Genomic DNA, 22,293 nt, shown 5'->3' with positions numbered 1-22,293 from the left:
GAGCGCGCCATCACATGGTTCGTCGAAACCGTCCCGTATTAATTCGAGGCCGCAGGCCCAGCGCCCGCACCTTCCGCGATTTGCTCAACGAGCTTGCCACAGAAGGCGGGTAAATCATCGGGGTCGCGGCTGGTCACAAGGCCGTTGGCGACCACGACTTCCCCATCGGCCCATGTAGCGCCGGCGTTCTCGATATCGACCTTCAGCGTCGGGTAGGACGTCAAGGTGCAACCCTCAAGAACGCCCGCCTCGATCAATGTCCAGGGTGCATGGCATATCGCGGCAACCGGTTTTTTCTGATCGAAAAAAGCCCGGATGAAGTCAATTGCCTCGGCGCTGCCGCGCAGCTTGTCGGCACCGACAGTCCCTCCGGGCACAACTAGTCCGTCGAAATCGTCGGCTCTGACATCGGAAAATGCTCTGTCGATAGTATAGCTGCCGCCCTCGTCGAGATCGTTATTGACCGTGTGAGCCTCGCCCGGTCAAAACTGAACACGGTCACTTTGCCGCCAGCCTCCTCGACAGCTTGCTTGGGCTTCGAGAACTCTGGTTCTTCCGTCCCGCGGGTGCGATCAGAATGGCAACTGATTTGCCCTCTAACGTCATCATTTATTCCCTATTTCGGAGAAGACTAAGGTCAGGCGGTCGGCTTAAGCACGACCTTTGTCCATCCATCATCGCGCGCATCGAAATGCTTGTAGGCGTCTGGCGCCTGATCGAGCGGCAGTCGGTGCGAGATGATTTGGGCAGGATTAGCCCGGTTTTGCTCGATCAGCTTCATCAGTCGCCGATTGTAGTGCTTTACATTGCACTGGCCGGTACCGATCTTCTGGCCCTTGAACCAGAAATTGCCGAAGTCGAACGCCATCTTGCCTTCCTTCTGGAGATCGTCAGGCGCATTCGGGTCTTCCGGGATGAACACGCCGACGACGCCGATGCCGCCGGTGGCCTTCGTGCTTTTCACGAGGCAGTTCATCGTGTAATTGCTGCGCTCCTTACCGTGGCGATCGCAACACTGGTATCCGACCGCCTCGACCCCCCGGTCGGTCCCTAGGCCGCCGGTCGCGTCAAGGATTTGCTGGGCGGGATCGCCCTTGCGCATGTCGATCGGGATCGCGCCCATTGCCTCGGCCAGCTGCAGGCGATCATCGTGGGAATCGACCACGAAGATCTGAGAGGCACCGCGGATTTCGGCTGAGTGCGCGGCCATCAAACCGACTGGACCGGCGCCGTAGATCGCGATGCTTTCACCAGGCAGGAAACCCGACAGTTCGACGCCATGCCAACCTGTGGGGAAGATGTCGGAGAGCATGACATAGTCGTCCTCCTTCTCTTCGGCGTCCTGGGGCAACTTAAGGCAATTGAAGTCCGCATAAGGAACGCGCATCAACTCGGCCTGACCGCCTTGCCACGGACCCATTTCGGCAAAGCCATACGCTGCGCCGGCGGTTCCAGGGTTGGTCGTGAGGCAAAAACCAGTCAAACCGCGTTCGCAATTTTCGCAGAACCCGCAACCGACGTTGAACGGCATGCAGACGCGATCGCCCTTCTTGATATGATCCACGGCGGCGCCGACTTCGATGACCTCGCCAAGGTTTTCGTGGCCAAAGACCCTGCCCTTCTCAAAGCTGGTACGGCCCTCATACATGTGAAGGTCGGACCCGCAGATGTTGGTGGTGGTCAGCCGAATGATGACATCGGTGGGCTTTTCGATCTTGGGATCATCGATGGTATCGACGGAAACGTCTTTGGGCCCGTTGTACACGACAGCTTTCACGGATTTTCTCCTTTTTTTAGCTCTGCTCTGGCGTCATCAAATCGAGAGCTTGCTGATGATCTGAACCAGCGCAAAGGCGCATAGCATCGCATCTTCCGAACCGATGTCTGTCTCCTAAACCGCCTGACGCCTGAGCGGTTCCTTCCCGTTCGGCAGTTCTCGGATCGATTTACGGCGGCTTTTCGATTGCCTGGGCCAGGACGGTCTAAAAAAGCGGCAGATTGATGTGCTCAAGAAGTCCTGCGAAACCAACGGTGCCATGATGACGCAACACATCAACGCCGACCTATCAGCAGCAGCATCAAAAGGTGGGATAAGCGCAAAAGACAAGGCCATCCACTATCGCGGATGGCCTGTCGTATTCTTCTATTTAGTTCCAGAGCCGGCCGGGCCGTCCATTCCGGAGGGCAGGCGACCCTAACCTTGCAGTCGTACGGCAGCTTGGGGTGCCGACCGCTCCGCTATTTCGCTGCCAGCAGGGTGAACTTGTGAATCTGCGGCGGTTCCGAGAACAGTTCTTCCGCCTTGTCCATCAGCGCGGCGGCAACCTTGCCGTCAAGATGGGCCTGCCGATCCTCCTCTGTGTCGAACGTATCGAAGATCGCGTACGCACCGGGACCTTCCTCGATCGCATACCAGGTCAGAGTGCCCGACTCGGCTTGAACGAGCGGCAATGCCGAGGTCAGGAAATTGGCGACATCGCGCTCTTTTCCGGGCTTGGCCTTCAGTGGCACATACAGCGCAAGTTTGGGCATCATCGACTCCTCAAGTTAAACGGACAGATATCATTTGGCAAAGTAACGGTCAAACGGGCCGGAACGTTCCTAGGAGGCGGAGCACACGCGGCTCTGCCTCCTCGTCGAAATCAGAACTGCTGTGCGGTCGGCCGGATGACGATCGCGTTGACGTCGACGTCATCAGGTTGTTCTACAGCGAACGCGATAGCACGCGCCACCGATGCCGCCGGGATGGCCTGCTTGTAGAAGTCGAGCACCGTCTCGGCAGCCGTGCCAGACGTCGTGAACTTCAAATCGCTTTCGACAGCTCCAGGCTCGATTGACGTGACACGGACCTTTTCACCCACCTCGTGGCGCAAGCCCTCGCTGATCGCGCTGACGGCGAACTTGGTGCCGGAGTAGACCGTGCCGCCCGGTGCGAAGACCTTGATGCCCGCAACCGAGCTCAAGTTGATGATGTGACCGCTGCCCTGCTCGAGAAAGCCGGGAAGGGCCGCCGCGATGCCGTAGAGCGTACCCTTCAGATTGACGTCGATCATCTGGTCCCACTCGTCGGTGTTGACCTCGGCCATCGGACGGATCGGCATCAGCCCGGCGTTGTTGATCAGCACGTCCAGGCGGCCGAAGTCGGCAATGATTGCGGCGACGACGGACTGGACCGCCGACTTGTCGGTGACGTCGAGCGCGTAGCTGCGTGCCGTGCCGCCGTTTGCGGCGATGTCCGCGACGACCTCGTCGAGCCTGTCCTTGCGCCGCGCGGCGATGGCCACCTTCGCGCCGCGTTCCGCGAGAAGACGCGCGGTTTCTGCGCCGATGCCGGTGCTGCCGCCGGTAATGAGAACGACCTTGCCTTCGATACCCTTGGTCATGACTGTATTCCTTCAAGTCAGTTGTTGATTTTTCGCCGGATCGCGGCTCCGCCTCAGCGGTAGCCGCGTGGATGAATGAGGCCCAAAAGGCACCACGCGAAGCGCAGGCGCCAACAGGCCGATAATCCGCAACTCGTCTGTGTCGAACGCCTGTACAAGCCGTGCCGAACCCACCCATTCTTCAGGCTTGCCCATTGGCACCATCCTCAGGTCGCCGAGACGGGGTTGAGGACAAACGCGGCGCGCTCGGCCAGATCGCCGATCTGAGAGAGGTAGTTCTGGAAGTGGGGCGTCGCACGGTGGGCGGCGACTGCATCCGCGTCCGCGTACAGCTCGTCGAGCACGAAACGGTTCGGATCGCTCTGGTCCTGCCAGAGATCGTAGCGCAAATTGCCCGGTTCGGCACGGCTCGGCTTTAGGCCGAGCTGATGATCGGCTGGTGCGCCGGCGTGCTGGACACTGGCGCCCTGGGCACGACCGAAAGCTCGATGACCAAGGTCGCCGTGTCCGAGGCCCTGTTCGGCGTCGCCGACCGCTGCGTCCAGATCATGGGCGGGACCGGCGTCTCGGGCGACACTGTGGTCGAACAGATCTTCCGCGAAGTCCGCGCCTTCCGCATCTACGACGGCCCCAGCGAAGTCCACCGCTGGAGCCTCGCCAAATCCGTCAAGCGACAGGCGACAGGCGTAGAAGGCTTGGCAACCTAGAAAGCACCGTCAGAAATCACGTCATCAGAAAAGAGCCACCGGTACCTGCCGGCTCGGGCAACCGGTTCCCGGGATGGGCGTCGTCTATCAACAGGGGCCTGCCGACCTCACGCCCAACGGCGGCCTTCATGGTTGCAGCCATGGTCACGTCCCCTCGCCTGTCTGGTCCAAAACAAAGGACGCGGGCTGCACGCCCGCGCCCTCAAATGAATCAGAAGAAGCCCAGCTTGTCGGGGCTGTAGCTGACCAGCAGGTTCTTGGTCTGCTGATAGTGGTCCAGCATCATGCGGTGGTTTTCGCGCCCGATGCCCGACTTCTTGTAGCCGCCGAAGGCCGCGTGGGCCGGGTACTGATGATAGCAGTTGGTCCAGACCCGGCCCGCCTGGATGGCCCGACCCGCCCGGTAGGCCGTGTTCATGTCGCGCGACCAGACGCCTGCGCCCAGGCCGTATTCCGTATCGTTGGCGATCTCCATCGCCTCTTCGAAGGTTTTGAAGGTGGTCACGGCCAGGACCGGACCAAAGATCTCCTCCTGGAAGACGCGCATGTTGTTGGTGCCCTTGAACACCGTCGGCTTGACGTAATAGCCGCCCGACAGGTCATCCGGCAGCAGCGACTGCTCCCCGCCCGTCAGGACCTCGGCCCCTTCGTCCTTGCCGATCTTCAAATAGCTCAGGATCTTCTGTAGCTGCTGGTCCGAGGCCTGGGCGCCGACCTGGGTGGTCGGGTCCAGCGGGTCGCCCTGCTTGATGGCCTCGACTCGGGCGATCGCCTTCTCAATGAAGGCCTCATAGATGTCTTCGTGGATCAGGGCCCGGCTGGGGCAGGTGCAGACCTCGCCCTGGTTCAGCGCGAACATGGCGAATCCTTCCAGCGCCTTGTCCAGGAAGGCGTCGTCGGCGTCCATCACGTCCTTGAAGAAGATGTTGGGCGACTTGCCGCCCAGCTCCAGCGTCACCGGAATGATGTTCTGCGTCGCGTATTCCATGATCTTCTGGCCGACAGCGGTCGAGCCGGTGAAGGCGATCTTGGCGATGCGCGGATTTGTGGCCAACGGCTCGCCGACCTCGATCCCCGTGCCGGAGACGATGTTCAGCACGCCCGCCGGCAGAATGTCCTGGATCAGCTCGGCCACCAGCAGGATCGAGGCTGGGGTCTGCTCCGCCGGCTTCAGCACGATGCAATTGCCCGCCGCCAGGGCCGGGGCGATCTTCCACGCCGCCATCAGGATAGGGAAGTTCCAAGGGATGATCTGGCCGACCACGCCCAGCGGCTCGTGGAAGTGATAGGCGACCGTGTCGTTATCCAGCTCCGAAATGCCGCCCTCCTGGGCGCGGATGCAGCCGGCGAAATAGCGGAAGTGGTCGATGGCCAGGGGGATGTCCGCCGCCAGGGTCTCACGCACCGGCTTGCCGTTGTCCCAGGTTTCGGCCTCGGCCACGGCCTGAAGATTGGCCTCGATGCGGTCGGCGATACGATTGAGGATCAGCGCGCGCTGGGCGACGCTGGTCTTGCCCCACGCGTCCTTGGCGGCGTGCGCCGCGTCCAGCGCCAGCTCGACGTCGGCCGCGTCCGAGCGAGCCACCTCGCACAGGACGCGACCGTTCACCGGGGAGGTGTTCTCGAAATAGCGGCCGTTGACCGGAGCGACCCACTGGCCGCCGATGAAGTTGTCGTAGCGCGTCTTGAACCTGGGGGTCGCGGCGCGGATGAATTCGGGCTTGGTCACGGAAAGAGCCTCCTGCTGGTTTCCTCCGGCGTCGATTGTTCGACGTCGTTTGAGACCAGTTTGGTCGGCAGGGGACGAAGCGCCAGACGCCGTCGCAATGGTGCGGCGCAAACCTGTCGCAGGATTGCGACAGGTCAGTGCAGGTCGATCAGACCCAGGCGATGCAGCTTGCGATGCAGGGTGGCGCGACTGACCCCGAGCGCCCGCGCGGCGGCCGAGACATTGCCCCCGCTGCGGGCCAGAGCCCGCCGCACGGCCCCCCGCTCGGCCTCCCGCAGGTCCGCCTCAGCCCCGCCGGGCGTCAGCAGGTCCGAGGCCGGCAGCTGGGCGGCGATCCGCTCGTCGGTGATGGCCAGCGACAGACGCGCCGCCCTTGTAGCCCCAATCACCAGATCATGCCTGTCGACCGCCAGCAGGGCCGCCGCATTCCGCTCGCTGGCTCCGCCCGCCAGCACGATGCGCGCGTCGGCGAAGGCCTGCCGGAAGGTCTGGGCCTCGATGGCCTTCGCCGCATCCGACACCGCCGTCGAGATCAGCCCCAACAGCGCCTCGGTCGCATCCGCCCGACAGGAGGACACGTCCAGCGCCCCGGCCAGCCTCCCCATGTGGTCGTGAATGGGATGGGTGATGCAGCTCAGGCCAGTGTTGCGGGCGTGGAAATGCTGTTCGCGATGGATGGTCACGGCCCGGTGCTCGGCCAGGGCCGTGCCGATGCCGTTGGTGCCCTCGACCGCCTCGGACCAGACCGCGCCGGGCCACAGGCCCCAGCGGTGGAAGGTCTCGTCGTCGGCCGCCGCACCGCGGCGCTCGACCGGCACGCCCTCGGCGTTGGTCAGCAGGACGCAGCACCCGACCCCGCCGACCGCCAGGAACAGCCGATCCAGCACGCCCTCGGCCGCCCGCGTCAGCCGCTCCATGGCCTGACGCGCCTCAACAAGCTGCTGCTCGGTGACGGTTTCGACCCGGCCATGCTCGACGGGATCGAGGCCGTAAAGGGTGATCGAGCGCCGCCACGAAGCAGCAAGAGCCGAGCGCGCGCCCGCTCCCTCGTCCAGCGCCTGCCGGATCAGACTGCCGTGATCACCGCGCCACCGATCAGCCATGGTCGGTCCCCAAGGGTTCTTTCAGCTCGACTTGACGCCTCACTCCGCCCGCCGTCAACATCCTCTTCAAGGCATCCAAACGCCGACTTGGGCTGTCAATGGTGGGGACATTGCCGGTTGCGTCTTCAAGGCTTCGGAGAGGAGCTTGGCTCGACAGGGCGCGATCAGCCCTCTCCACCGAATTGCACGCTTCTCGGACATCGCGAAAGAACCCGGGTGTCGCCAAGCCACGGCCATGTTGAGGCCCCGCCTTTGATAAATCGTGAGACGCTCACATGGTGACAGCATGGGCGACAGCCCACCGAATCTCGAGCCTGACCTATCGCTTAGATCTTAGCACGACTGCGCCTTTCCCACGACCTCAACGACGGACATGACGAATGAGCGCGACCGACGCGCAAGCTGAGTACAAGGCCAGGCTCACGGGGTTCGCCACCTTGATCCATGGCAATAGCCCTCCAGGCTTGGCGGCGAAGCTTGCCATCTTCTCGGAGCTTCTGAGGCAGCAGAGGAACTACGGAGAAGAGCTCTGGCACATCGAGCCCTTGCTGCTCCCTCTCATGCACTCGGTGGAAGTCGACCTACACCTATCGATGGCGAGACTTCTGGAGCCTCCCAAGCGCAGCGATCGAAGCCTCTTCAAATTCCTCACGTTCTGTGAGGGAAATCTGTCGAAGATTTCCTGGAAGAATGGTCAGCCAACGAATGCCCTGATCTCTCAGCAGCGAGCCGCGTTGGAAGCTCATCGCGCGACGATTGACGCGATCATGGGACGACGTGATCGCTTCTTCGCACACCTCGACAAGGAGTATTTCGCCAAGCCTACCGCGATCTATTCCGACTACCCATTGGACGAAGATGAGGTGATCGATTTGGCGAACGCCATGATCGGCATCGTGGCGGAGCACGAAGGCGGACTGCAGGCCTCTTGGACCATCAACGTGGCGGAGCTCTACACGATCAGCGTCGACAACATGGTCAGGAATCTGCGCACCGGGCGACAGATCAACTTCCCCGACCAGGCCAAGGATTTCTAGGTGAAGGCATTGGAGCGGCGGAGGCAGCCCTCCGCCGCTCAGCTCTAAGTCAGGCCCAAACCCGGTTCAGGACGGCCGCAGCCAGCGCCGCCTTGTCCTGAGGCAGGAACCGACCGTAGTGGGCTTGCACCGTCGCGGGCGTGTCCTGGATCGCATAGCTCCCCTGCTCATAGGACCCCGTGGTCTTTAAGACGTGGATCGCAAGCACGTCCCGAACGCTGTGGGGAGCCTCCCCGGTTCAACTTAAGCTTTGCAGGCTGAACCCGTTCGCCGTGCACGGAATCAGCGCCTATACTGCAAGGCTGAAACGAAGAACCGCCTCCCTTGAGGAGCGGCGACGACGAGGAACGCTGTGACCCCCATTCGCCTGGCCATCGTGGGCGGCGGCCCCAAGGCCGCAGCGCTCTGCGCCAAGATTGCCTGCCTGCGCGATCTCTTCCGCGTTCCCATCGAGGCCACCGTGTTCGAACGGTCGACGCCCGGGGCGCACTGGAGCGGCGGCGAGTCCGGCTATACCGATGGCGTCCAGTGCCTGTGCACGCCGGCGGAGCGCGATCTCGGCTTCCCCTATTCGGACGCCTTCGGAGAACCGGGCAAGATCGCCGAGCGGATGCTGGCCGAATATTCCTGGGCCGCCTACCTCATCCGCAATGACGAGTACGCGCGCTGGGTGGGCGCCGGCCGTCATCGGCCGTCGCACGAGGCCTTCGCGGCCTACATCGCGGACGCGATCGCGCGGTCCGGAGCCGTTGTCGAGATCGGCGAGGTGTTCAAACTTCGCCGCCAAGACGGCGCCTGGACGGTCTTCTATGATCGTGACGGCAACGAAGAGGATCTCTCAGAATTTGACGGCGTCGTCATCACTGGTTCGGGCCCCCCGCGGCCGGCGATGGGTCAGGATCTCGGCAATCGGTGGGTGTTCAACGGCCAGACCTTCTGGACCAACCGTCATGGGATCCGCGACCACCTCGCCCGCATCGACGACGACGCCAGCGACGAGGACGTGGTGATCATCGGCGCCGGCGGGACAGCCGCCGCCATTGCGGGCTGGCTGGTCCGGGCCGGCGTCACTAAGCCGATCCGCATCATCGGGTCGCAGCCGACGCTCTATGGACGGATCGACAGCGCCTTCGAGAACCGGATGTTCGAGAACCTCGAGGTCTGGGAGACCCTGTCCCCTGAGAAGCGCAAGGAGTTCAGCGATCGCCTGACGCGCGGCGCTGTGTGGCAGACCGTCATCGACGACCTCGGTCGGGCGGAGAACGTCGTCTACACCCCGGGTGAGGCCAAGGGGGTCAAGTTGTACGATCTGGCGGAACCGGAAGGCTCGCTGATGGTCGAGTACAACGCCTTCGCCCCAGGCGCGTCGGCGCCTCCGATCTTCGCCAGCGTCGTCATCGACGCCCGCGGCTTCGACGGCTGGTGGTTCCGCGAATGGCTGATCCCCAGCTTGCGCGACCGGATCGCGAAGGACTCGGAGACGCTTGAAAAGGAGATGAGCGAGGACCTCTCCCTGCCCCTCGGCGGAACGGCGCCAAACTTCCACGTTCCGGGGAAGTCCTGGTTCAAGCACCCCGGTCACGCGTCGCTGATGACCTTGGGGGACATGGCGGATGCGATCCTCCTCCCCTACGTTCTCCCTCATCTCAACACGGCCGCGCCGATCGCGAAATCAGGAACCAAACCTTGAACTGAACGCATTCATATGTACATATGAACGCATGAAGGAGATGGTTATGTCAGAGAACACGGAAAACTTGGTCCTGCGAACGGTCTATCTTGCGGCAGACGTTGATCGGCATCTGAAACGATTGGCCTTTTCCCTAAACATCACCAAAAACCAGTTGATCCGCGACATCCTTCGCGATGGGCTGAAGGCCTATGAGGGGATGACCGTCGGCGAACGCCTTGAGGCAGCGGTCCAACCCGCGCCAAGAACAGCGGCTGCACCCGCTCGGCCTGCCCCATCACGAACCTCACCATCTGTAAGGGCGCCTCGAAATCAGAGAGTGGCCGAGACAGCCTGACCTCCGCGTCTCTTCAGGAGTTCGAAGTCCAATGGCCAAGGCCGACCTTTTGCGTGCGCGCGACGCATTGGACGCCCTCGTCCGGAAATCCGATACTCGGGAGAGCGAGGTCTCAGCGGTCGTCTTCGAAATCCTCCAGGCGGCCGGTTACGCCCAGGGCCAACAAGAGGCGCGGCTGCCTGAGACCAGCATGCGCCTCGACGCCACGTTTGAAGCTCGGATCGAGGACAAGACCGAACGGGTCGGCGTCGAAGTCCGGGGCATGCGCGGCAACGTCAGCGGCCAGACCGTCTACCGCGCGCAAGATCTGGTGCGGAAGGACCTCCTCGACCGGGTGCTCATCGTCAGTCTTGGCGGATACTCCCAGTTGGCCCGCGAACGCGCCGAGGAGGGCCTGCTCGGCAAGGTGGATCTGCTCGACGCCAGGGATCTGCGCATCTGGATCAATAAGCGGATCGCCATCGAGGACGAGGCCAACCTTCCGATCCCATCCATTCTCAAGCGCGCCCTACGCGCCATGGCGCTCCATCTCGCCACGGCCCCCGCAGAGATGGGCGAGGTCGAATGGCGGATGATGGAGCAGCTGCTCGGCGAGGTCTTTGAAGGATTAGGTTTCGATACAGAGGTGACGCAGTCGGCCAAGGATGGCGGCTACGATGTCCGTCTCAAGGACCGCGATGCGAAGGTCTACCTGGTCGAGGTGAAGCATTGGCAGACCAAGGCGGGCTCGGGCGTGGTCAAGCGGTTCGTCGAGGTCAATGCGAAGGGAGGATCGGCCGCCGGCCTGATCCTGAGCACGGGCGGCTTCGCGGACTGCATCTTCGAGGGCTTGATCGAACTTCAGAACACCGCCATTCACCTCGGCGACCGCAGCAAGGTCGCCGCCCTCTGCAAGGCGTTCTACCGCGCCGAGACGCAACTCTGGCAGTCGGATGATGATCTCCCGGCGCTTCTGCTTGGAGGAACGACGCGCCTGACGGAGCCGCCGCCCAAGCTCGCGGCGCCCTCAGACCTCGCGACCGCGATCTGATCGCGGAGGCGCCCGCTCTGTCGCCCTTTCCTGCAACCGTCTCTTCAGTACCTAGTCTCGGGTCTCTGGCCGTGGGCGTCTGCGAACCTGCTGCTCAATCTGGTCGCCCAACCTGACGTTTAAATGCCGGTGGAACTTTAAGTGCCAAGGCTTTCAAGCTGAGCATGAGCAGCGATTATTCGATAAGCCTGGTCAACGAAGCGGGCACTCAGATGCCCAAATCCAGCGGCGAGAATCAGCTTCTTGGCCTGGCCTTTACGGCCGCCTTGGTGGAGTTCGCCAAGATCCGTGAAAACGCATCCGACCACCGCCTTCTGAAGGGCACCGTGGCGCCACTGGTGCTGGATTCGCCCTTCGGCCAACTGGACGAAGACTATCGACGGACGACGGCGTCTTTCATCTCATCCGGCCCTGCACGCAGTAGACGTGAGCAGCCGTGGCCTTCTCCCAGAAGGTCCGCTCGGCTTTCATCACGCGGGGCCGCGCGGTCGGGAAGACGACGTCGGGCAAGACTGCTGCAGCGTCGCAGATCACGTCTCGCGCCTCGGCAGGCTCTCCCGTGGCGCGAGCGCCGAACTCCAGGAGCACCGAGGGCGGCGCATAGCCCGTGCCCTGGGCCAGCGGTCCGTAGGCGACGGTCAGCTTGTCTCCGTCCTCGACCAAATCGGCTTCCAATCCCTCGCTCGCGAGCGCGCCCTCGACAAAGGGGGACACCGTATCAGACACCCAAGACGGCAGGCGCTCCCGCACGACCCGGCTCCATCGCCTCGCCTCGGCTATGGCCGTCGGCAGGCCATCGCCGTGCGGGTCCGCAAGGTCCGGCGCGAGGGTGCGAATGTCGTAGGTGAGGTCGAGGTCTTCGGAGAAACGGTCGATCAGGCCGTAGGCTTTCGAGAGCGACGTTCCGCCCTTGAAGACCAGGTGCTCCCCAAAGGGCGCACGGAACAGAACGTCGAGAAGCCAGACGACCCAGACATCCTTCTCCAGCAGATGCACAGGCCGTCCCGACACCGCCGCGGCGACCTGAAGCGCCTCGCGGCGGTCGGCGTCATCGAGATCGAGAAAGACGTCAGCCATGCGCCGCCAGGCTCACCGAGCGGGCGAGCCAGGTCGGCAGGCGTGCGCCCACCCCGACCAGTTCCTCGAACGCGCTCCGAGGCAAGCGGCGGCGCAACGCTTTGAGGGCGCTTCCCGCCTGCTCCGGGCCCAGCCACGCCAAGGCGCGGACCGCCTCGCCCGCAGCGATGTGGGGCAGGACGAGTTGCCAAGCCGGAGCGTGCCGCAGTTCAACCGATTGCTTGCCGAGCTGCAGCCGGCGGCTTCGGCCACTGGTCAGATAGACCTGGCGAATGGGCGTCTGGGTGGTGAGCCCCAGCTGATTGGCTGCGGCCGCGCCGCTGCGCACGACCGTCTCGCCGCCTTGGGCCGAGAGCCGCTCGACGAGGGCTTCTATGGTCGGGGGGCGCTCGCCATAGCGGCCTTGGACGGGCAGGACGTAGAGCCCCCGCCCTGCCCGCAAGAGGCGTCCGCGCTTGACGAGCCGTGAGAGCGCTTGATCCACGGCGGCCCGCTCGCCCAGGTGCAGCAGCCCCTTCGCGGCCAAGGGCTGGCCTTCCGGCAAGGTCGCGGCATGCGCGAGGATGTGTTCGGCGAGGGTCTGCATCGGTTCACTCCTGTCAGAAACATAGTTCATTTTCTGACACATTCAAGTTAACGCCGAGAAGGCCGGGCTGAAGCGTGGAGCGCCCGTCTCCGGCGGCGCCAGGACAGGCGAGAACGAACGCCCCTGCTCCCACGCCTCGACGGCGTCCGACCACTGCTGCGCCATGTGACGGCGCTGCATCTCGAACTCCGCCTTGTTGTAGACCCCGCGCGACGAGCGCTCCTCGTGGGCGAGGCATTTCTCGATCCAATCCGAGTTGAAGCCCATCTCGTGCAGCAGGGTTGAAGCCGTCCGCCGCAGGTCATGGACGGTGAAAGGCTCCAGCGGCAGTCCCTGCGCTTTGGCGCGGTCCGCTATGGCGGTCGTCACCCGGTTGAACGTCGCCCGCGACATGGGCGCATCGGCGTCGTAGCGCGACGGCAGGAGGTATTTCGAATTCCCGGCGCAGGTCTTCAGGGCGATCAGGATGTCCACCATCTGAGTCGAGAGGTAGACGTTGTGGGGTCGCGACCGCTTCATGCGCGCCTTGGGAATGGACCAGACGGCGTTCTGCGCCGACGACCTGCAGAATGACGAGGACGCTGGCTGCGCCGACACCGATCGCCCCGGCCACGCGCGGGGCGACATAGACTCGAGAGCCATGATAAGCCGCCGCGACACCGAGCAGGAAGAGCGGCAGAGCGCGGAGAATGCCGTAGCGCATCGGAAGGCTGTAGATTGGATCCCCAAGCCACAGCGAAGCCGCGATGTCGGCACCGACGAGGAAAAGTCTGACTCCAGCCAGGACGACAGCCGGCGGCCAGCGCCACAGGACCCGGCAAATCCATGGCAACAGCAGGTAGCAACCGATCAGGGCCGAGAGAGTCCAAGTCGGTGCGTTCCAGCCTTGGCCGCCTCCCCCATAAGCCTGGACCAGTAGCATTTGCGCGGGCAGCTGCGTCCAGTCGAACCAGCGCGGATTGCTAGGCATGACACCGACCAGCGCGGCGCCACTGACTAGTGCTGCGAGGAGAAGACTGACGACAAGGTGGGCGGGGATTACCCGCAGCAGGCGCTGACGCGCGTAAGTGCGCAGCGCAACCTGCCCGGCGGCGAGGCGGTCGCCGTAAACGCGCGCCAGGACGTAGCCGGAGTCGATGATGAAAAAGTCTGTCAGCAGATAGCCCCGGTCGAACACCGGATGAAAATGCGGCAGTGGAACCGGAGCGGCGTCCCGAAAATGGTACACTATGATCAGCGATCCCACGATGAACCGGAGTGCGTCCAGCCAGCCGCCGCGGGCGATGCGTGGTGGCGCCGGATTGATCGGCTCTTCGTCGGCGCGGGTCATGCGGAAGACTGAACCTGGAGCAGGCAACAAAGGATTATCAGGCCTCTGCGGAACTTATCCAAGCTGCGAGATTGGCCTGGCGGCTTGGTCCCATGATGGAGGCCAAGTTGCAGTTTCGCGCCGACGCAACGGTCGAGGAAGGAGGGCCCTGCAGTCAATGGCGATCAACGGAGCCGTCAAAGGTCGTCAATGGCCTCAGCGGCAGGATCACTTCAACACGAAGCCCTCCGCCTGGAGAACGCAGAAACTGCACGCGCCCGCCATGAGCTTTAACGGTGGCGAGGACGATGGAGAGGCCCAGACCGCTTCCCCCTGAAGGTGCATTCGATGCGCGGAAGAAGCGCCTGCCCAAACGATGCAGATCGGAGAAGGCCACACCCGGTCCGTCGTCCTCGACGATCAAGCGTCCGGACGTCTCGTCGTAGCTGATCTGGATCGAGGATTCCGCGTGCGCCTGCGCATTGGCGAGAAGATTGGTGGCGGCTGCGCCAAATCGATCCGGATCCACGTTCAAGAGCGCATCACCTTCGACGAAGGTCACCCGAGCATCGCCTTCCGCTCCCGCAAACAGCGATCGAAGCGTTACCCAGCGGCGATCCTCGTCGCTGACCGGCATGTCGTCCTCTCGCGCCAAGGCGAGCAACCCCGTAACAAGGCGAGCAGTCCGATCGACGGAAGTCTGGATCTGCTCCAGCGCACGGCTTCGAACGGCAGGGTCCGAAGACGACGCCGCAATCTGCGCCTGGACGCGCAGGCCTGCCAGAGGCGTACGTAACTCGTGCGCGGCGGCGGCTGTGAACTCGGCCTCGCGACGCCGCGCTGCGCCAAGGCGTGACATCAGGTCGTTCAGCGCCAGGGCAAAGGGACGAAGTTCGCGAGCGTCCGGCGACACGTCCAGCGCGGTCAGATCCTCGGCGTCCCGTACCGCAAGATTGCGGGTCATTTGTCGGATCGGCGCGAGCCCTCGCCCGACCGACCACCAGATCAGCACACCCAGCGCCAGCAGGCCGAGCACGGCCGGACCGATCAAGGCGGTGACGACATTGCCGACCAGGTGTTCGCGGACGGCCAGATTGTCCCCGACCATGACCCTGAAACCGGCGTCGCGGTCGTGCACCGTGTAGACGCGCCAGCGCTCGCCGCGGATCGTGCGTTCGGAAAACCCGTCGCCCCCTTCCGCCAGCCGCTCGGCAGGCGCGCTTTGCGACCGACCGATCAAATTGCCGTCCAGCGACCAGATCTGACAGGAGAGCTGACGGTCGTAGACGTCGCCGGACGCGGTGTCGGGCGCCTGGATCGCTGGCCGAACGCTGCCGGCCTGCATCAGGGAAGAGACCATACGCGCCGACTCCATCAGGCGTCGGTCCAACACCCGCTGCACCTCGGCCCGGGTCTGGATCTCGACCCAGACGACGGCGCCGCCCCAGACCATGGCGGTGACGATCGCGAGGGTAACGAAAAGTCGTAGGCGGATTGAACTCATTGCAGGGTGTATCCCACGCCGCGCACGGTGCGGATGAAGCCGGCTCCCAACTTGGCCCGCAGATAGTGGATGTGCACCTCCACGGCGTTGGAGCCGATCTCCTCCTGCCAGCCGTACAGCCGTTCTTCCAATTGACTGCGCGACAGCACCTGTGCGGGTCGTTCCATCAGGGCTTCCAGAATGGCGAACTCACGTCTCGAAAGGGGAAGGTCCCCGTCTTCACGCCAAGCCAGGCGGGATTTGGGATCGATGGTCACCCCGCCGTGGCGCAAGGCGGGTGTCGAGCGTCCGAGCAGGCGACGCCGCACCGCGCGCAATCGCGCGGCCAGTTCGTCGAGATCGAACGGCTTGCCGAGATAGTCGTCTGCGCCGGCGTCCAGACCCAGAATGCGGTCCCGACTGTCGTCGCGCGCCGACAAGACGACCACACCGACATCCATGTCGCGCTCGCGAACAAAGCGCAGCACCGAAAGCCCGTCGCCGTCGGGCAGGCCCAGGTCCAGCACGACCGCATCGAAAGCCGAACTCTCAAGCGCCGCAAGGGCGTCTTCCACCCGCCCGACGACCTCGACCGTCCAGCCGCAGGCGCTGAGCCCGACCTGCAGACCGTCGGCGAGGACGGGATCGTCTTCTATGGCGAGCAATCTCATGCGGTGTGACGTGCAGGCTCCGGCTTAAGCCTGACTTAAGCTCGCTTGCCGACGAGATGGCCATGAGGTTTTTCCGCCGACTGCTGCCCGCCGCTCTCGCGATCCTGTCCTTCGCCCTGCCGGGTTCGGCTCTGGGTCAGGCTCCGCTTTCGCCCGACAAGGCCTTTGCTCTGACGGTGACACGCGAGGCTGACGGCGACCTGGCCTTCGCCTGGGACATCGCGCCCGGCCACTATCTCTATCGCGACCACACCGTCGCCAGCACGCCGGGCGGGAAACAGTCGCTGCCGCTGGAACTTGCCGCTGGTGAAACCAAGGACGATCCGGGCTTCGGCGTGGTCGACGTCTGGCATGATGCGGGTCGCGCGACCCTGTCGGCGCAGACGTTGACGCAGGCGGGCGAGCCGACGTCGGTCAACATTACCTATCAGGGCTGCCTCGAGGACTCGATCTGCTACCCGCCGATGACGCGCACCATCGACGTGCCGACCCGGCCGCAGTCCGACGTGGCCGCGCGGGAGGCCGATGCGCAGACCGCACAGGCCGCCGCCATGCTGGCGATCCAGGCGCCGGACGCTCTACCCGCGCCTGCGAGTGAGGAGGGCGCGTCGGCGCCTTCGCCGGTCGCGTCATCCCCAGCGGTCACTCTGGACGCCAACCCGGGCTTCGTCGATCGCCTGGCGCTGCAGGGCGGGGCGACCTGGGTCCTGCTCGCCTTCTTCGGTTTCGGCGTGCTGCTGGCCTTCACGCCCTGCGTCTTTCCCATGTATCCGATCCTGGCCGGCGTCATCGGACGCGGCGTGGACGGGCGCGGTACGCGCCGAGGCCTGATGCTCTCGGTCGCCTATGTGCTCGGCCTTTCCATCGCCTTCGCCCTCCTGGGCGTCGCGGCCGCCTGGTCCGGACAGAACCTGCAGATGGCGCTCCAGTCGGTTTGGGCCGTGGGCGCGCTGGCTGTCGTCTTCGTCATCCTCGCCGCGTCCATGTTCGGCGGCTTCGAGCTGCAACTGCCCTCGGCCTGGACCAGCCGCCTGTCTCGCGACGGCGGCGATGGGCGGCGCTCCCTGCCCTCAGCCGCAGGTCTGGGCTTCGTCTCCGCCCTTATCGTGGGGCCTTGCGTCACCGCGCCCCTGGCGGGCGCCCTGCTCTATATCGCCCAGACCGGCGACGTTGGGCTGGGCGCGGCGGCCCTGTTCTTCCTGGGCCTGGGCAAGGGGGTGCCCTTGATCGTGTTCGGCACGGTCGGCGCGCGCTTCCTGCCCAAGGCTGGGCCGTGGATGGACCGGGTGAAGATGCTGTTCGGCTTCATCTTCCTGGGCATGGCCTGGTGGCTGGCCGGCCGCATCCTGCCGCCGACGGCGACGCTGGCTCTCGGCGCGGCGCTGGCGCTCGGTCTGGCTGCCGCCCTCGGCCTGTTCCAGCCGCTCAGCCCGAACCTGAGAAGCGGCGTCGCCCGCGTCGCCGGCCTGGCGGCCGCGACCTGGGGCCTGTTGCTGCTGGTCGGACTCAGTCTCGGAGCTGACGACCCGTGGCGCCCGCTCGAACCCCTGGCGCGTCCCGCCGGCGTTACAGCCGACGCGCCGGTCGAGACCGCGGCGGTCGTGCTCGATCAGGCCGCGCTGGACCGCGCCGTCGCCGACGCCGGCGCCCGCGAACGTCCCGCCTTGATCTATTTCACCGCCGACTGGTGCGTCAGCTGCAGGGTGATCGAGCGGACGGTGTTCGAGGACCCCGCCGTGATCGCCGGCCTTTCGAACACCGACCTGATCAAGGTCGACGTCACGCGCAGCACGCCCGAGGCGCGCGCGCTTCTTGAGCGGCACGGGGTAGTGGGGCCGCCGACGATGATTTTCCTGTCGCCCTCGGCGATCGAAGCGCCGGGCAGCCGGCTGATCGGAGAGATGTCGGCAAAAGACGTCGCCTCCGCCCTGCAGAGCGCCGGAGCCGCCGCATGAACGCCATCACCCTGGGCCCGCTCGTCCTGTCGGGCGAACGGTTCGCCATCATCGCAGGCGTGTTCGTCTTCATGATCGGCGCCGGACTGCTGGCCAGCCGGGTCAGCCCGCGCTTCAACCTGTGGAGCACCGTCCTGGTGTTCGGCGGTCTGGCGGCCGCCCGCCTCGGTCACGTGGCGACGCACTGGGAGTATTTCGGCGCCGACCCGTGGCGGGCGCTCGCGGTCTGGCAGGGCGGGTTCAACTGGATCTGGGTCGCGCCGGTCGTGATCCTGGCCACCCTCCTGCTGCTGCGCACCAGGCGCGAACGCGCCTGGGCCATTGCGCCTGTGCTGGCCAGCGCCCTGGTTTGGACCACCGCCCATCAGCTCGCGTCGGCGACGCAGCCCATGGCGCCGCCCTCCTTGACGCTGGCGGCGATGGACGCCCCGCCCGTCGACCTTTCCGCTCCGGGCGACCGGCCCACGGTGATCAATCTCTGGGCCACCTGGTGCCCGCCGTGCCGACGAGAGATGCCGGCCTTGGCCCAGGCCGAGAAAGCCCATCCGAACGTGCGCTTCCTCTTCGTCAACCAGGGCGAGGGCGAGGCCGGCGTTCGCGCCTTCCTCCAGAGCCAAGGACTGGCGCTCGACCATGTCCTGTTCGACGAGGCCATGGCGGTGCCGCGCCACTACGGCACGGCCGGCATTCCGGTGACCCTGTTCCTCCACGCCGACGGCCGTCTGGCCAAGGCCCACATGGGGGAAATCGCCCCCGAACAGATCGCGACCGAAATCGCGCGTCTGCATTGACCCCTCGCCTCACGGAGCTTTCATGAACCGCATCTTCGCCCCTGCCCTCGCCGCCGTTCTGGCGCTCGCCGCCTGCGGCCCCGCCGACGCTGACAACGGCGCGGCGCCCGCCAGCCCTTCCGCCGCCTCCGGACAGGACATGCCCGCCATCGCCCAGGTCGGCTTCAACGACCTGCTTCGCGATCCCGCCGCGCCCTTCATTGGGGCCGAGAACGCCGATGTGACCATTATCGGCTTCGTCGATTACAACTGCCCCTACTGCAAGAAGATGCAGCCCGAGATCGACGGCCTGCTGAAGGCGGACCCCAAGGTTCGCGTCCTGTACAAGGACTGGCCGATCTTCGGCGACGTGTCGGAGACCGCCGCCCGAACCGCCCTGGCCGCCGGCTATCAGGGCAAGTACGAGGCCGTCCATAACGCCTTCATGCTGTCGCCGTCGCGCATCGCCGACCAGGCGGACATCACGCGTCTGGTCCAGTCGGCCGGCGTAGACATGGCGCGCCTGAACGAGGACCTGGCCGATCACCGCGCAGACATCGACGCCGTGCTGGACCGCAACGGCCGAGAGGCGGCGGCTTTGGCCCTGCAGGGCACGCCCGCCTTTATCATCAACGGCAATCTGATTCCTGGCGGCATGCCCCAGGCGCAACTGGAGGCGGTGATCGGTCGTATTCGTTCCGGACAACCGCTGCGCTGAGACCGACCATGACTGACCTGACCCTGCTCCAGCTGAACGACCTGCACGGTTACCTCGAGCCGCATCCCGAACTGGTGCGCACCGAGGGCGGCTGGCGGTTCGACCGGCTGGGCGGGGTCGCCCGCATCGCCCGCATCTTCGAAGAGGCGCGCGCCGAAGGTCCGTGCCTGACCCTGGACAACGGCGACACCTTCCATGGCACGCGGGTCGCCGTCGCGAGCCGGGGCGAGGCGCTGGTTCCGATCATGAACGCCCTGAAGATCGACGCCATGACGGCGCACTGGGAGTTCGCCTATGGCCCGGCGGGGTTCAAGGCTTTGGCGGCGCGACTGGAGTATCCCGTCCTGGCCGCCAATGTCTTTCGCAAAGATGACGGCGCGCCGGTGTTCGACGGGCGATGGGTGTTCGAGCGCGGCGGTCTGAGGATCGGCGTGATCGGCCTGGCCTGCCCTATCGTCGACAAAACCATGCCCCCCGCCTTCTCTGAAGGCGTGCGGTTTGAAATGGGTGTGGCCGAAGCCCGGGAGCAACTGCACCAGCTCCGCGAGGAGAAGGTCGATCTGGTCGTCCTGCTGTCCCACCTGGGCTTTCCGCAGGATCTCAAGCTGGCCGCCGAGACGCCGGGCGTCGACGTGATCCTGAGCGGCCACACCCATAACCGCCTGCACGAGCCGGCCCGCGTCGGCGACACCCTGATCATTCAGTCCGGCTGCCACGGCGCCTATATCGGCCGGCTGGACCTGGAGATCGCAGACGGCCGCGTGTCCCTGCGCCGCCATCGGCTCATAGCCGTGGACGCTGGCCCCCAAGACGATCAAGTCGCCGGCTTGGTGGAGACGGCCCTGGCTCCCGAGCGGGAACGTCTGGCGCGCGTCATCGCCCGCACGGCCATCCCCCTTCACCGCTACGCCATGGCCAGCGCGCCGATGGACGACGTCCTGCTGGCGGCTGCGGCGCAGGCGGCGGGCGTGGACATCGCCTTCTCGAACGGCTGGCGATACGGCGCGCCCGTCGCACCGGGCCCGGTCACTCTGGGCGACCTCTACAATATGGCGCCGATGAACCCGCCCATCTCGCGCACGACGCTGACCGGAGCCGAGTTGAAGGCGATGCTGGAAGAGAATCTTGAGCGCACCTTCGCCGCCGACCCCTACGCGCAGATGGGCGGCTACATCAAACGCTGCCGGGGCCTCACGGCCTTTGTGAAGCTGGAGAATCCCAAGGGGCAGCGCCTTGATCGCCTGCTGGTCGGGGACCGCCCTGTCGAGCCGGAGGCGGACTATCCGGTGGCCTTCGTCACCGCCCAGGGGGTGCCCGAACGTTACGGGCGAGACCGCCGGACGCTCGACATCGACACTGTGGGCGCGCTTGAATCCTGGTTCGCCGACCATACGCCCGGCGAGACCGATCTGCCTGCGAGCGTCCTCATCATATGAAGGAACACCTTATGGACTCCGTCGCCGCCCGCGACTTCTGGAACAGCCGCTATGACCGCCAGGACTATCTGTTCGGCGAGACGCCCAACGCCTTTCTGGCCGCTCAGATCGCGCGGCTCCAGCCCGGCATGACCGCTCTGGCGGTCGCCGATGGCGAGGGGCGAAACGGCGTGTGGCTCGCCGAACAGGGTCTGGCCGTCACCACCACGGATATCGCCCCACGCGCGATCGAGAAGGCCCTCGCCCTGGCCGAGCGACGCGGGGTCACACTGGACGCTCAGGTGGCGGACCTCGAGACCTGGGCCTGGCCGCAGGACGCCTTCGACGTCGTGGTCGCCGTCTTCATTCAGTTCGCCCCGCCTCCCCTGCGCGACCGAATTTTCGAGCGTATGAAGGCGGCCGTGAAGCCTGGCGGCCTGATCCTGCTGCAGGGCTATCGGCCGGAACAGATCGCCTATGGAACGGGCGGCCCGGGGCAGGTCGAGAACCTCTACACCGAGGCGCTGCTCCGCGACGCCTTCGCCGACTTCGACATCCTGCATCTGAATAGCCACGACAGCGACGTCTCCGAAGGCGCCGGCCATAGCGGCCGGTCCGCCCTGATCGATCTCGTCGCCCGCCGTCCCTGACCCCCAGCGCCCGCACACCGGAACCCGCCATGAAAACCCTCCTCCTCGCCCTGTCCCTGGCCGCCTCCCTGGCGGCCTCCCCAAGCTTCGCCCAGGCTGTCTCTGGCTTCGGCGGCTTCAAGCCCCTGCCCGAGGCCGGCGAACAGGCGGATCCGTCGCGCGTCTATCGGGTCATCTTCGACGTCTCCCAGGGCGGTCCGGACGACAGGCCGCTGAAGGGGCTGGATCGCGTTGCGCGGCTGGCGAATATGCTGGCGGCGGGCGGCGTGGACGCCGACCAGCGTCAGATCGTCGTCGTGTTACACGGCGCAGCCACCCCTGCGGTCCTGTCCGACGCCGCCTGGGCCGCGCGAGGCAAGGGCGACGCCAATCCCAACAGCGCCCTGATCCGCAGCCTCATCGCCGCCGGCGTCCAGGTTCGGCTGTGCGGCCAGGCCATGGCGGGGAACGGCATCGCGCAAGCCGACCTCGAACCGGGCGTGAGCGTCGATCTCGCCGCCCTGATGACGGTCATCCACCACCAGCAGGCTGGATATGCCCTGGTTGTGAACTGACGGCTCGGCATAGACGGAACCTTCCCTGGCCATAAGAACTATTATTTTGTGTAAGTGTGTATGTAAGTGTTCAATGGGGCGTCTGAAGG

At 65.1% G+C, this 22,293-nt stretch carries 22 protein-coding genes and 2 pseudogenes; 10 read left to right on the top strand and 14 right to left on the bottom strand.

Features of this window, described 5'->3' with window-relative positions; all coding sequences use genetic code 11:
• Positions 1–38 precede the first annotated feature (38 nt).
• The 5 genes from ACP693_RS08305 to ACP693_RS08285 form a co-directional block, all read right to left on the bottom strand.
• A complete protein-coding gene (locus ACP693_RS08305) occupies positions 39–428 on the bottom strand; it encodes a DJ-1/PfpI family protein (protein ID WP_426019599.1) in 390 nt (129 codons plus the stop codon).
• Between the two features lie 209 nt (positions 429–637).
• Entirely contained in the window at positions 638–1,777 is a 1,140-nt protein-coding gene (locus ACP693_RS08300; RefSeq protein ID WP_066629245.1) for a glutathione-independent formaldehyde dehydrogenase, read from the bottom strand.
• A 461-nt stretch (positions 1,778–2,238) separates the two neighbouring features.
• Entirely contained in the window at positions 2,239–2,535 is a 297-nt protein-coding gene (locus ACP693_RS08295; RefSeq protein ID WP_244878400.1) for a putative quinol monooxygenase, read from the bottom strand.
• A 107-nt stretch (positions 2,536–2,642) separates the two neighbouring features.
• Positions 2,643–3,383, bottom strand: a complete 741-nt coding sequence (locus ACP693_RS08290) for an SDR family oxidoreductase (RefSeq protein WP_292079367.1) — start codon at positions 3,381–3,383, stop codon at positions 2,643–2,645.
• 206 nt (positions 3,384–3,589) lie between these two features.
• Entirely contained in the window at positions 3,590–3,928 is a 339-nt protein-coding gene (locus ACP693_RS08285) for a putative quinol monooxygenase (protein WP_426019601.1), read from the bottom strand.
• Between ACP693_RS08285 and ACP693_RS08280 the strand changes: the two genes are divergently transcribed.
• Positions 3,812–4,090 carry an acyl-CoA dehydrogenase family protein gene (locus ACP693_RS08280; RefSeq protein WP_426017604.1) on the top strand — a complete coding sequence of 93 codons (279 nt, stop codon included), beginning with the start codon at positions 3,812–3,814 and terminating at the stop codon, positions 4,088–4,090. The two genes, ACP693_RS08285 and ACP693_RS08280, sit on opposite strands and share 117 nt — an antisense overlap.
• Before the next feature lie 211 nt (positions 4,091–4,301).
• Here the strand turns inward: ACP693_RS08280 and exaC are convergent, their stop codons facing one another.
• Positions 4,302–5,819 carry an acetaldehyde dehydrogenase ExaC gene (exaC, locus tag ACP693_RS08275; protein ID WP_426017605.1) on the bottom strand — a complete coding sequence of 506 codons (1,518 nt, stop codon included), beginning with the start codon at positions 5,817–5,819 and terminating at the stop codon, positions 4,302–4,304.
• Positions 5,820–5,953: 134 nt separating this feature from the next.
• Positions 5,954–6,922 (bottom strand): GAF domain-containing protein, encoded by a 969-nt coding sequence (locus tag ACP693_RS08270; RefSeq protein WP_426017607.1) that lies wholly within the window; start codon positions 6,920–6,922, stop codon positions 5,954–5,956.
• A 380-nt stretch (positions 6,923–7,302) separates the two neighbouring features.
• On the opposite strand from ACP693_RS08270, the gene ACP693_RS08265 reads away from it, so the two are divergent.
• On the top strand, positions 7,303–7,959 hold the full coding sequence (locus ACP693_RS08265; RefSeq protein WP_426017608.1) for a hypothetical protein: 657 nt from the start codon (positions 7,303–7,305) through the stop codon (positions 7,957–7,959).
• 49 nt (positions 7,960–8,008) lie between these two features.
• On the opposite strand, the pseudogene ACP693_RS08260 reads toward ACP693_RS08265, so the two are convergent.
• Positions 8,009–8,185 (bottom strand): annotated as a pseudogene (locus ACP693_RS08260) (hypothetical protein); the annotation flags it as partial.
• Positions 8,186–8,311: 126 nt separating this feature from the next.
• Between ACP693_RS08260 and ACP693_RS08255 the strand changes: the two are divergent.
• Both ACP693_RS08255 and ACP693_RS08250 read left to right on the top strand, forming a co-directional pair.
• Complete coding sequence (locus ACP693_RS08255; protein ID WP_426017609.1) at positions 8,312–9,649, top strand: SidA/IucD/PvdA family monooxygenase; 1,338 nt, start codon at positions 8,312–8,314, stop codon at positions 9,647–9,649.
• A 368-nt stretch (positions 9,650–10,017) separates the two neighbouring features.
• A complete protein-coding gene (locus ACP693_RS08250; protein WP_426017610.1) occupies positions 10,018–11,016 on the top strand; it encodes a restriction endonuclease in 999 nt (332 codons plus the stop codon).
• A gap of 396 nt (positions 11,017–11,412) precedes the next feature.
• On the opposite strand, the gene ACP693_RS08245 is transcribed toward ACP693_RS08250, so the two are convergent.
• From ACP693_RS08245 to ACP693_RS08220, 6 genes and pseudogenes are all read right to left on the bottom strand, one after another.
• On the bottom strand, positions 11,413–12,093 hold the full coding sequence (locus ACP693_RS08245) for a nucleotidyl transferase AbiEii/AbiGii toxin family protein (RefSeq protein WP_426017611.1): 681 nt from the start codon (positions 12,091–12,093) through the stop codon (positions 11,413–11,415).
• On the bottom strand, positions 12,086–12,679 hold the full coding sequence (locus tag ACP693_RS08240; protein ID WP_426017613.1) for a DUF6088 family protein: 594 nt from the start codon (positions 12,677–12,679) through the stop codon (positions 12,086–12,088). The genes ACP693_RS08245 and ACP693_RS08240 overlap by 8 nt, the downstream gene beginning before the upstream one ends.
• Positions 12,680–12,721: 42 nt before the next feature.
• Positions 12,722–13,198 (bottom strand): tyrosine-type recombinase/integrase, encoded by a 477-nt coding sequence (locus tag ACP693_RS08235; protein ID WP_426029313.1) that lies wholly within the window; start codon positions 13,196–13,198, stop codon positions 12,722–12,724.
• Positions 13,199–13,253: 55 nt separating this feature from the next.
• Positions 13,254–14,009: pseudogene (locus tag ACP693_RS08230) on the bottom strand (acyltransferase family protein); the annotation flags it as partial.
• A 154-nt stretch (positions 14,010–14,163) separates the two neighbouring features.
• Entirely contained in the window at positions 14,164–15,441 is a 1,278-nt protein-coding gene (locus tag ACP693_RS08225) for an ATP-binding protein (protein ID WP_426017616.1), read from the bottom strand.
• Positions 15,442–15,488: 47 nt separating this feature from the next.
• Positions 15,489–16,142 (bottom strand): response regulator, encoded by a 654-nt coding sequence (locus ACP693_RS08220; protein WP_426017618.1) that lies wholly within the window; start codon positions 16,140–16,142, stop codon positions 15,489–15,491.
• 62 nt (positions 16,143–16,204) lie between these two features.
• Between ACP693_RS08220 and dsbD the strand changes: the two genes are divergently transcribed.
• From dsbD to ACP693_RS08190, 6 genes are read left to right on the top strand one after another with little or no spacing between them, the layout of a single operon-like run.
• Positions 16,205–18,097 (top strand): protein-disulfide reductase DsbD, encoded by a 1,893-nt coding sequence (gene dsbD, locus ACP693_RS08215; protein WP_426017620.1) that lies wholly within the window; start codon positions 16,205–16,207, stop codon positions 18,095–18,097.
• On the top strand, positions 18,094–18,888 hold the full coding sequence (locus ACP693_RS08210; protein ID WP_426017621.1) for a prolipoprotein diacylglyceryl transferase family protein: 795 nt from the start codon (positions 18,094–18,096) through the stop codon (positions 18,886–18,888). Before dsbD ends, ACP693_RS08210 begins: the two co-directional genes overlap by 4 nt.
• A 22-nt stretch (positions 18,889–18,910) precedes the next feature.
• Positions 18,911–19,585 (top strand): DsbA family protein, encoded by a 675-nt coding sequence (locus ACP693_RS08205; RefSeq protein ID WP_426017623.1) that lies wholly within the window; start codon positions 18,911–18,913, stop codon positions 19,583–19,585.
• 8 nt (positions 19,586–19,593) lie between these two features.
• A complete protein-coding gene (locus tag ACP693_RS08200; protein ID WP_426017625.1) occupies positions 19,594–21,021 on the top strand; it encodes a bifunctional metallophosphatase/5'-nucleotidase in 1,428 nt (475 codons plus the stop codon).
• A gap of 11 nt (positions 21,022–21,032) precedes the next feature.
• Entirely contained in the window at positions 21,033–21,650 is a 618-nt protein-coding gene (locus ACP693_RS08195; RefSeq protein ID WP_040349367.1) for an SAM-dependent methyltransferase, read from the top strand.
• 29 nt (positions 21,651–21,679) lie between these two features.
• Positions 21,680–22,204, top strand: a complete 525-nt coding sequence (locus ACP693_RS08190) for a DsrE family protein (RefSeq protein WP_008262231.1) — start codon at positions 21,680–21,682, stop codon at positions 22,202–22,204.
• The last annotated feature ends 89 nt before the right edge of the window (positions 22,205–22,293 follow it).

It is taken from the genome of Brevundimonas sp. TWP1-3, assembly GCF_049896085.1.
Taxonomy (GTDB): Bacteria; Pseudomonadota; Alphaproteobacteria; order Caulobacterales; family Caulobacteraceae; genus Brevundimonas.
Note: the sequence above shows the minus strand (reverse complement) of the source record. Positions and strands in the feature narration are given on the sequence as shown.